The organism is Mycobacterium sp. E183 (assembly GCF_001667735.1).
Taxonomy (GTDB): Bacteria; Actinomycetota; Actinomycetes; order Mycobacteriales; family Mycobacteriaceae; genus Mycobacterium.
Genome location: NZ_LZJN01000113.1, coordinates 17,053 through 28,133, shown reverse-complemented (window position 1 = coordinate 28,133; position 11,081 = coordinate 17,053). Strand labels below are relative to the sequence as shown.

Genomic DNA, 11,081 nt, shown 5'->3' with positions numbered 1-11,081 from the left:
GTGTCGATGGCCAAGGACCGTCCCGAAGTCGATTCGCTGCTGCTGGCGGCCGGCCAGCTGTTCGTCTCCGGCGCCGGGGTGGACTGGGCCGCGGCGTTCGCCGGCCTGACCGCCCACCGCGTCGACCTACCGACGTATGCCTTTCAGCGGCGCCGGTTTTGGCTGTCGCCGGAGGCGGTGGGCGGCCGGGACACCGCGGGCCTGGGGTTGACCGGCGCCGAGCATGCCCTGCTGGGCGCGGTGGTGGAGCGCCCCGATTCGGGCGGTGTGGTGTTGACGGGCCGGCTGTCGGCGGCCGCCCAGCCGTGGCTGGCCGATCACGCGGTGACCGGGACCGTGTTGTTCCCGGGCGCGGGGTTCGTCGAGCTGGTGCTGCGGGCGGGCGACGAGGTCGGCTGCCCGGTGATCGAGGAGCTGACGCTGTCGGCCCCGTTGCCCCTGCCGGCCGCCGGCGGGGTGCGGGTGCAGGTGGTGGTGGACGCCGCCGGCGAGACCGGATCCCGTGCGGTTGCGGTCTATTCGCAGGCCGGTCCCGACTGGGCCCTGCACGCCCAGGGCGTGGTGAGCGACGGCTCGCCCGCGCCGGACGCGGACCTGTCGGTGTGGCCGCCCGTCGGCGCCGCGGCGGTCGACGTGACCGGCGCCTACGACGATTTGGCGGGGCGCGGCTACGGGTACGGGCCGGCGTTCCGCGGCCTGCGGAAGGTGTGGCGCCGGGGGACCGAGATCTTCGCCGAGGTCGAGGCCCCGCAGCACGACGGTGTCACGGTGGGCGGCTTCGGGATCCATCCGGTGGTGCTGGATGCGGCTCTGCACGCCCTGGGTGTGGCCGACGAGGACGCCGAGGCCGTCTTGCCGTTCTCCTGGCAAGGGGTGTGCCTGCACGCGGCCGGCGCGTCCCGGGTCCGGGTGCGGCTGGCACCGGTGGGGAAGGGCGCCGTGTCGGTGGAACTGGCCGATTCGTCGGGCCTGCCGGTGCTGTCGGTGCGGGAGCTGGTGACGCGGCCGGTGTCGGCCGCCCAGTTGGCGGCGGCCGCGGCGGCGCGGTCCGGCGGCAGCGAACTCCTGGAGGCGGTGTGGTCCCCGATCACGTTGGCGGACAACGCCGGTGGGGCCGATCCCGAGGTGTGGCGGCCGCACTCGAACGGCGACGGAGTGGTCGGGTCGGTCTACGCCGCCACCCATGAGGCGTTGGGCTTGTTGCAGTCCAGGGTTGAGGGCGCCGGGCCGTTGGTGATGCTGACCCGCGGCGCGGTCGCGCTGCCCGGCGAGGAGGTCTCGGACCTGGCCGGCGCGGCGGTGTGGGGGCTGGTGCGCTCGGCGCAGGCCGAGCAGGCGGGCCGGGCGGTGCTGGTCGACTCCGACGGATCGCTCGATCTCGCCTCCGTGATCGGCTGCGGGGAGCCGCAATTGGTGGTGCGAGGGGGCATCGCCTACGGCGCCCGGCTGCAGCCACTCGAGCCGCACCCGCTGTTGCCGTTGCCCGGGCCGCCGTCGGTGTGGCGGCTGGCCGCCGGCGACGCCGGAACGCTGGAGGACCTGGCCGTGCAGTCGGGCCCGCCGGCCGAGCTCGCCGCCGGCCAGGTGCGGGTGGCGGTCGCCGCCGCCGGGGTGAACTTCCGCGACGTGCTGGTGGCCCTGGGCATGTACCCGGGTGCCGCGCAGCTGGGCGCGGAGGGTGCCGGCCTGGTGACCGAGATCGGCGCCGGCGTCACGGATTTGGCGGTAGGCGACGCGGTGATGGGCATCTTGGGCCTGACCGGGTCCGAGGCGGTCGTCGATCGCCGGCTGGTGACGCCGCTGCCGTCGGGCTGGTCGTTCGCGCAGGCCGCGGGCGTGCCGGTGGTGTTCTTGACGGCGTATTACGGGTTGTCGGTCCTGGGGGGCCTGCGCGCCGGCGAGCGGGTGCTGGTGCACGCCGGTGCCGGCGGCGTCGGCATGGCGGCCGTGCAGCTGGCCCGGCATTGGGGGGCCGAGGTTTTCGCGACCGCGAGCCGCGGCAAGTGGGACACCCTGCGCGCCATGGGCATCGACGACGATCACATCGCGGATTCGCGGACGCTGGAGTTCGAGGAGAAGTTCTCCGCGGCCACGGGCGGAGTCGGCGTGGAGGTCGTGCTGAACTCGCTGGCCGGCGAGTTCACCGACGCGTCGCTGCGGTTGCTCGGCCGCGGCGGGCGCTTCATCGAGATGGGCAAGACCGACCTGCGCGACCCGGCGGCGCACCCCGAGATCTATTACCGCGCGTTCGACTTGATGGAGGCCGGCCCGGACCGCATCGCGGCGATGTCGGCCGAACTGATGCGCCTGTTCTCGACCGGAGCTCTAAAGCCCCTGCCCGTCAAGGCCTTCGACGTGCGTTGCGCCGCGGAGGCGTACCGGTTCGTGAGCCAGGCCCGCCACATCGGCAAGGTGGTGCTCACGATGCCCGACGGGCCGGCCGGGCTGGGCGGCGGCACCGCACTGATCACCGGCGGAACCGGCATGGCGGGTTCGGCCGTGGCCCGGCACCTCGTCGACCGCTACCGGGTACCGCACGTCATGCTGGTCAGCCGCAGCGGTGAACGGGCGGACGGGTTGACGGGGCTGGTCGCCGAGCTGCGCGAGGCGGGCGCCGAGGTGTCGGTGGTGGCCTGCGACGTGGGCGACCGGGACGCCGTGGCCGGGTTGCTGGCGCGGGTGCCGGAGCGCTTCCCGCTGCGCGGCGTATTTCACGCCGCGGGGGTGCTCGACGACGCGGTGATCGCGTCCCTGACACCGGAGCGCATCGATACGGTGCTGCGGTCCAAGGTCGACGGGGCGTGGCACCTGCACGAGCTGACCCGGGATCTGGATCTTTCGGCGTTCGTGCTGTTCTCGTCGATGGCGGGGATCGTCGGGGCGCCGGGTCAGGGCAACTACGCCGCGGCCAACAGCTTCCTCGACGGACTGGCGGCCTACCGCCACGCCCATCGCCTGCCCGCCCTGTCGATCGCCTGGGGGATGTGGGAAGAGGCGTCGGCCATGACCCGGCACCTGGGCGACCGCGACAAGGCGCGGATGAGCCGCGCTGGGCTCGCCCCGCTGTCCACCCGGCAGGCGCTCGGCCTGCTCGACGCCGCGCTGCTGACGGAGCCGCCCGTCGTCGTGGCCACCCGGCTCGACACCGCCGCGCTGGCGCACGCCGGCGCCGCGCTGCCACCGCTGTTGAGCCAATTGGCCATTCGGCGCGCCCGACGGGTCCTCGACCCCACCGACATGGTGTCGTTGACCGGCCTGCGGGCGCGGCTGGACGGCCTGGCCCCCGAGCAGCGCCGGCGCGAACTGATCGACCTGGTGTGCGGCAACGCCGCCACGGTGTTGGGGCACAGCACCGCCGACGTCAACGCCGACCAGGCTTTCGGGGACCTCGGGTTCGACTCGTTGACCGCCGTGGAGCTGCGCAACAGGCTCAAGATCGCGACCGGCCTGACCCTTTCGCCGACGGTGATCTTCGATTACCCGACGCCGGCGGCGCTGGCCGAGCATCTCGACGGCCAGCTGACCACCGGCACGGCCGGTGCGCCGCCCGACCGAATGGCCCGCTTCAACGACGTGGCCCGCGAATTGCAGGCGCTGCTCGGGCAATCCGACTGGAGCCCAGGCGACAAGGCGCAGCTGGTCACCCGGCTGGAAGGCCTGCTGCGCTCGCTGACGGGGCCGGCGGAAGTGCACCACCCGGAGCAGCCCGACGACCCGTTCGACGACGACATCGCCACCGCCACCGAGAGCCAACTCTTCGCGATCCTCGACGAAGAGATCGGCCCCTAGCATGACGGACGTCGCAGTCATCGGCCTGGCGTGCCGATTCCCCGGCGCGGCAAACCCGCGCGAGTTCTGGGATCTGATCCGCAACGGCCGGGAAGCGACGCGGTTGCCCGGGGACGTCGCGGAGTTCGACGCCGACTTCTTCAACCTCTCGCCGCGCGAGGCGTGCGCGATGGACCCTCGCCAGCGGCTGGCCCTCGAACTGGCCTGGGAAGCCTTCGAGGACGCGTTCGTGGTACCCGAAAGCATTCGTGGCAACGACGTTTCGGTGTATGTGGGGGCGATAGCCGACGACTACGCGGTCCTCACGCTGCGCGACATCGCCGACAACCTCGACCACCACTCGTTCGCCGGGATCAGCCGGGGGATGATCGCCAACCGGGTCTCGTACGCCTTCGGTTTGCGCGGGCCGAGCATGACCGTCGACTCCGGCCAATCGTCGTCGCTGCTCGCCGTGCACCTCGCCTGTGAGAGCCTGCGCGCCGGCGAGTCGGCGCTGGCGATCGCCGGCGGGGTTCACCTGAACCTGGCCGACGAAACCGCAATGCTGGAGCGCGAATTCGGTGCGCTGTCGACGTCCGGTCGCACCTATGCGTTCGATCGGCGCGCGGACGGTTACGTGCGCGGCGAGGGCGGGGGACTGGTCCTGCTGAAGCCGTTGCCGGCGGCCCTGCGCGACGGGGACCGCGTCCACGCGGTCATCAGCGGCAGCGCCGTCGGTAACGCCGGGCACAGCGCAGCCGGGCAGACGGTGCCTTCCGTCTCCGCCGAGGCGGACGTGATCCGGCGGGCGCTCGCCACCGCCGGCCTCGGCGCCGGCGACATCGACTACATCGAGGCCCACGGCACCGGCACCAAGGTCGGCGACGCGGTTGAGGCCCAGGCGCTCGGCGAGGTGTTCGCGGCGCGCGAGCGCGCAGTGCACGTGGGTTCGGTCAAGACCAACATCGGTCACGCCGGCGGCGCGGCCGGGATAGCGGGCCTGCTCAAAGCCTTACTGGCCGTGCGACATTCGGTGCTGCCGCCGAGCTTGAACTACGCCGACGGCAATCCCGAACTCGAACACCTGCGCGTGAACACCGCCGCGCTGCCCTGGCCGGCGGCGGGGCGCCCGCGCCGCGCCGGTGTGTCGTCCTTCGGGATGGGCGGCACCAACGCACACGTCGTCGTGGAACAGGCCCCGCCGCAACCGGATACGCCCGCCGAACCGCACGAACCGCCGCTCGCATGGGTGCTGTCGGCCCGCTCGGGGCGGGCCCTGGCCAACCAGGCGCGCCGGCTGGCGGAGTGGGTGGCCGAGCCGGGGGTGAGCCCCGCGGACGTGGCGTGGTCGCTGGCGACGACGCGCTCGGTGTTCGAGCGGCGGGCGGTGCTGGTCGGCGGCGATCCCGAAGAGTTGACGCGCGAACTGGTGGCCCTGGCCGCCGGGGAGCCCGCCCCCGGCGTGATCGCCGGCCGGGCCGGGCCCGCGGCCAAGATCGCCTTCGTGTTCCCCGGCCAGGGCTCCCAATGGCCGGGAATGGGTCGCGAACTCCACCGGCGGTTCCCGGCCTTCGCGCGTGCCTTCGACGAGGCCGCGGCCGCGATGGATCCCCACCTGCGGTCGCCGTTGCGCGAGGTGATGTGGGGCACCGACGCGGAGCTGTTGCGCGGCACCGAGTTCGCGCAGCCGGCCTTATTCGTGCTCGAGGTCGCCCTGGCGGCGCTGTGGCGATCCTGGGGGGTGACGCCCGAGGTGGTTCTGGGTCATTCGGTCGGCGAGATCGCGGCCGCGCATGTGGCGGGGGTGCTGGCGCTGGGCGACGCGGCGCGCATCGTGGCGGCGCGCGGCCGGCTGATGGCGGCGCTGCCGGGCGACGGGGTGATGGTGGCGGTGAGCGCCACCGAGGCGGAGGTCGCCCCGATGCTCGGCGACAGTGTCGGCATCGCGGCGGTCAATGGCCCCAATGCGGTGGTCCTGTCCGGCGAGCGCGCCGCGGTCACCGCCCTGACGGATCGGTTGGCGGAAAGCGGCAGGCGCACACACCGGTTGGCGGTCTCGCACGCGTTTCATTCGGCGCTGATGGAACCGATGCTCGACGAGTTCGCGCGCCGGATCGCCGACATCGAGCCGCAACAGCCGCGAATCTGCCTGATATCCAACGTGTCCGGGGAGCCAGCCGGCCCCGGCTACGGGTCCGCGCGATACTGGGTCGAGCACGTGCGCCGGCCCGTGCGCTTCCTCGACGGCGTGCGCGCCGCCGAGGCCCTCGGGGTGACGGCGTTCGCGGAGGCGGGCCCTGGCGGCGGGTTGAGCGCGGCGGTGGACCAGTCAATGACCACCGAGCGGCCGATCTCGGTGACCACCCTGCCCAAGGACGCTCCCGAGGCCGAGTCGCTGCTGATCGCGGCCGGCCGCCTGTTCGCCGCCGGGGTGGCCGTCGGCTGGCCGGCCGTATTGGCCGACTCCGGGGGTCGACGCGTCGACCTGCCGACGTACGGCTTTGCCCGCCAACGGTTCTGGCTGGGTGGCACGCAGGATGTGCTCCGCCCCAACGCGGCCCGGTCCCCGAATCTGGCCGAGCAGCTACACCGCCTGGCGCCCGAGGAGCAACAGCGGCGGCTGGCCGAGCTGGTCTGCGAGCACGCGGCCGCCGTCGCGGGACATCCGGACGCGCGGGCCATCGGTCGCGACCGCGCCTTTGCCGACCTGGGCTTCGACTCGATGACCGGGGTCGAATTGCGCAACCGGCTCACGACGACGACCGGGTTGGCGTTGTCGCGAACCCTGATCTTCGACTATCCCACTCCCGCCGCGCTGGCCGACCATCTGCGCCAGCAGCTATTCCGCGGCGAGGACCGGGAATCGGACGAGGAAAAGGTGTGGTCCTCGCTGCGCAACATTCCGCTCGCCGAGCTGAGGAGGACCGGATTGCTCGACAAACTTCTCCTGCTCGCCGGCGGCCCGGAAAGCGTTGTGGCCCAACCGGTCACCGATCCCATCGACTCGCTGAGCCCCGACGCCCTCATCGCGATGGCACTGAAAAACCAGGACTCCGAATGAAAAAATGCGAAGCAATAAGACACATGTCGAATACTTCAAACTTTTGCCGAATTACCGCCGATTGCTTAAACTTCGGAAATCGGCGAATGTCCCATTCGAGCTGGGACGCGGGCAAAAGGGTTGGGCATGAGCGTCATCGCGGGTGTTTTCGGAGCGTTGCCCCCGCATCGTTACAGCCAGGCCGAAATCACGGACCAGCTCGTCGAATTGCCGGCTCTGGCCGAACACGAGGAGATCGTCCGGCGGTTGCACGCCGCCGCCAAGGTCAACGGCCGCCACCTGGTCCTGCCGCTGGAGCGCTACCCGTCGCTCACCGATTTCGGTGAGGCCAACGAGGTGTTCATCGAACACGCCGTCGAACTGGGCTGCGAAGCGTTGCTGGGGGCGCTCGAGGAGGCCGGCCTGCAGCCACGGGACATCGACATGATCGCCACCACCACGGTCACCGGGGTGGCGGTCCCGTCGCTCGACGCGCGGATCGCCGGACGGCTCGGCCTTCGCCCGGACGTGCGCCGGGTGCCGCTGTTCGGGCTCGGTTGCGCGGCCGGCGCGGCGGGGGTGGGCCGCCTGCACGACTACCTGCGCGGCGCCCCGGACGGCGTCGCGGTCCTGGTGTCGGTCGAGCTGTGCTCGCTCACCTTCCCGGCGGTCAAGCCGACCGTGTCCGGCCTGGTGGGCACCGCGATGTTCGGGGATGGGGCGGCCGCCGTGGTCGCGGTCGGTGACCGTCGCGCCGAACGGCTGAGCCCCAGCGGGCCCGACATCGTCGATTCCCGCAGCCGGCTGTATCCCGAATCGCTGCACGTCATGGCCTGGAACGTCAGCTCGGCCGGGCTGCACTTGGTGATGTCGCCGGAGCTCACCAACTTCATCGACCGTTACCTGGCCGACGACGTCGGCCGCTTCCTGAGTGCCCACGGGCTGACCAAGGACGACGTGGGCGCTTGGGTGGCGCACCCCGGCGGCCCCAAGGTCATCACCGCGATCGGCAACGCCCTCGAGTTGCCCCCGGACGCCCTCGAGCTGACCTGGCGCTCGCTGGGCGAGGTCGCGAACCTGTCGTCGGCGTCGGTGCTGCACATCCTGCGCGACACCATCGCCAAGCCGCCGCCCGGCGGGGGCCCCGGGCTGATGCTCGCGATGGGCCCGGGATTCAGCGCCGAGTTCGTGCTACTGAGCTGGCGCTAGGTAGGTGGTGGCGACGACGTCGACGGTCAACCCCGGCTTCGGGGACAACGCGGCAAGGTTGGCCGCGCGGATGCGCTGAGGCGGCATCCGCAGTGTGGTCCTGGCGAGCAGCCGGGCCAGCATCACGGTCATCTCGGTGGTGGCCATGGCCGCGCCGATGCAGCGGTGCAGGCCCCCGCTGAACGGAATGAACTCGTGTGGGGCGGGTTTGCGGTAGCCCGGGGCGTCGGGGTCCCACCGCTCCGGCCGGAATTGCGTTGGCCCGGGCCAGATTTCGGGGATGCGATGCGTGACGTATGGGCTGAAGATGAGCAGCCGGCCCGCCGGTATGCGGTGGCCGTCGAAGGAGATCTCGCGGATCACCTTGCGCGCCGAGATCACCCCGGGCGGGTAGAGCCGCAGGGTTTCCTGCACGACCCCGTTGAGGTAGGTCAACGCCGTCAGGTCGGCCGCGCCCGGCGGCCGTCCGCCGAGCACGCGTGCCACTTCGCGGGCCGCGGTGTCCCACGCGCCCGGCACGGAGAGCAGCGTGTAGATCGCCCATGCCAGCGCGCCGCTGGTGGTCTCGTAGCCGGCGGTGATCAGTGAGATGACGGCATCGCGAATCTCGTTGTCGCCCAGCGCATAACCCTCGTCTCCGCGACCGTTTATCAGCATCGTCAGCATGTGGTCGTCGGGCCGGGGCTCGGCCCGCGCGGCGGCGACCTGCTCGTCGACCAGGGCGTCGATGCGTTTCCGGGCGGCCACCGCCCGTCGCCACCCCGGTGCGTTGAGCCGCCGTTGCAGCGCAACCGACTGCGGCAGTTGGTGAGTCAGGTTCAGCAGCGGCTGCAGCTGTTCGCCCAGAAAGTCCGAATGGGTGGCCAGGCGCGGGCCGAACAGGCTCTCGGCGGTGCTGCGCCGCACCGCCGAACGGCACGCGGAGTAGATGTCCAGCCGCTGCCCGCGCCGCCAGCCGTCGATCACGGCGTCGATGGTGGACACCATGGTGGCGACGTAGTCCTGGATCTGGCGGTGCCGCAGCCCGGGCGCGACGACGCTGCGCCGGCGCCGGTGATCGTCGCCGTCGCTGACGATCAACGCGGTGGGTCCGTCGACGATGGCGAGGTTCTGAAACGTCAACCGCCAGCTGAACGCGTCGGCGTTGGCGAACACGAACTTGTTCGCCTCGGCGCCCAGCAGGTAGGTGTAACCGTGCCGACCGACGCCGGAGTTGATGACCGGGCCGCGCCGCCGGTACAGCGCCAGCAAGGCCTCGCCGGGCCGGTACCGCACGGGCGTCATTCCAGCGCCTCCGACAGCTCCAGCCAGCGGCCCTCCGTCTCGGCGACCTCGTCCTCGAGCGCCCGCAATTCCCGGGTGAGCCGCGTGATGCCGACATGGTCCGACTGGTCGTGGCGGGCGAGTTCGTGGTGTTTGTCCGCGATCCGGTCGGCCAGCCGGGCGAGCTGGCGGTCGACGCCGGCCAGCTCCTTCTCGGTGGCCCGGCGCCGCGCCCCGGACATGCCTTGCGGCTCCGCGGGCGCCGGGCCGCCGTCCGCCGCGGCGCCGGCCTCGCGCGCCGCCAGCCGCAGGTACTCGTCGATGCCACCGGGCAGGTGCCGCAACCGGCCGTCGAGAACGGCGTACTGCTGATCGGTGATCCGCTCGAGCAGGTAGCGGTCGTGCGAGACGACGATCAAGGTTCCGGCCCACGAGTCGAGCAGGTCTTCCATCGCGGCGAGCATGTCGGTGTCGACGTCGTTGGTCGGCTCGTCGAGCAGCAACACGTTCGGCTCGGAGAGCAGCGTGAGCATCAGCTGCAACCGCCGCCGCTGCCCGCCGGAGAGCTCGCCGATGCGCGCGGACAACTGGCCGCGCCCGAACCCCAGCCGTTCCAGCAGCTGGGCCGGCGTCACCTCGCGGCCCTCGACCTCGTAGCCGCCGCGCAACCGGGCCAGGACGTCGGCGATGCGGTCGTCGGTGAGGCCGGCCAGGGCGTCGCCCTGCTGGTCGAGCACGGCCAGCTGAACGGTCTTGCCGCGCTTGACCCGTCCGGCGTCCGGCGCGATGGTCCCGGCGATCAGCCCGAGCAGCGTCGACTTCCCGGCGCCGTTGGCGCCGACGATGCCGGTGCGTTCGCCCGGGGCGATCCGCCATTCGACGTCGCGCAGCACCGGACGGCCGTCAAACGAGACCGACACGTCGAGCAGATCGATGACGTCCTTCCCGAGCCGGGCGGTGGCCAGCTTGGCCAGCTCGACGGAGTTGCGCAGCGGCGGCACGTCGGCGATCAGCTGGTTGGCCGCCTCGATGCGGAACTTGGGCTTCGAGGTCCGCGCCGGCGCGCCGCGACGCAGCCACGCCAGCTCCTTGCGCATCAGGTTCTGCCGCTTGGCTTCCGCGGTGGCGGCCAGCCGGTCCCGTTCGACGCGCTGCAGCACGTACGCCGCGTAGCCGCCCTCGAACGGCTCCACAATCCCGTCGTGCACCTCCCACGTCGTGGTGGCGACCTCGTCGAGAAACCAGCGGTCGTGCGTCACCAGCAGCAGCCCGCCGGTGTTGCGCGCCCAGCGCTGTTTGAGATGGTCGGCCAGCCAGGTGATGCCCTCGATGTCGAGATGGTTGGTGGGCTCGTCGAGGGCGATGACGTCCCACTCGCCGACCAGCAGCCGGGCCAGCTGCACCCGCCGGCGCTGACCTCCGCTGAGCGTGGATATCGCTGCGTCCCAATCGATGTCGGAGACCAAGCCGGCGACCACGTCGCGGACCCGGGGGTCGCCGGCCCACTGGTGTTCGGCCGCCTCGCCGACCAGCGTCCAGCCCACCGTGTGGGCCGGGTCCAGGGTGTCGGCCTGGCTGAGCGCGCCGACGCGCAAGCCGCTGCGGCGGGTCACGCGGCCCGAGTCGGGCCGCAGCTGGCCGGTGAGCAGCCGCAACAGGCTGGACTTCCCGTCCCCGTTGCGGCCGACGATGCCGATGCGCGCGCCGTCGTTCACGCCCAGCGTGACCGAATCGAATACCAGCTGGGTCGGATATTCGAGGCGGATGGCCTCGGCTCCCAATAGGTGCGCCACTGGCCCGA

5 protein-coding genes are annotated in these 11,081 nt (G+C 72.0%); 3 read left to right on the top strand and 2 right to left on the bottom strand.

Features of this window, described 5'->3' with window-relative positions; all coding sequences use genetic code 11:
* The 3 genes from A5691_RS12350 to A5691_RS12340 form a co-directional block, all read left to right on the top strand.
* A partial coding sequence (locus A5691_RS12350) for an SDR family NAD(P)-dependent oxidoreductase (RefSeq protein ID WP_156675650.1) occupies window positions 1-3,789 on the top strand: 3,789 nt, incomplete at its 5' end.
* Between the two features lies 1 nt (window position 3,790).
* Complete coding sequence (locus A5691_RS12345; protein ID WP_068017456.1) at window positions 3,791-6,829, top strand: type I polyketide synthase; 3,039 nt, start codon at window positions 3,791-3,793, stop codon at window positions 6,827-6,829.
* A 120-nt stretch (window positions 6,830-6,949) separates the two neighbouring features.
* A complete protein-coding gene (locus tag A5691_RS12340) occupies window positions 6,950-8,017 on the top strand; it encodes a type III polyketide synthase (protein WP_368664924.1) in 1,068 nt (355 codons plus the stop codon).
* On the opposite strand, the gene A5691_RS12335 is transcribed toward A5691_RS12340, so the two are convergent.
* Together A5691_RS12335 and A5691_RS12330 are read right to left on the bottom strand one after the other, a co-directional pair.
* Complete coding sequence (locus A5691_RS12335) at window positions 8,000-9,292, bottom strand: cytochrome P450 (RefSeq protein WP_156675651.1); 1,293 nt, start codon at window positions 9,290-9,292, stop codon at window positions 8,000-8,002. The two genes, A5691_RS12340 and A5691_RS12335, sit on opposite strands and share 18 nt — an antisense overlap.
* A gap of 5 nt (window positions 9,293-9,297) precedes the next feature.
* On the bottom strand, window positions 9,298-11,073 hold the full coding sequence (locus A5691_RS12330) for an ABC-F family ATP-binding cassette domain-containing protein (protein ID WP_068017450.1): 1,776 nt from the start codon (window positions 11,071-11,073) through the stop codon (window positions 9,298-9,300).
* Between the last annotated feature and the right edge of the window lie 8 nt (window positions 11,074-11,081).

Excerpts from the sequence above, each read along its gene's own strand:
- A5691_RS12345 (WP_068017456.1), top strand. The coding sequence starts at position 3,791 with ATGACGGACGTCGCAGTCATCGGCCTGGCGTGCCGATTCCCCGGCGCG.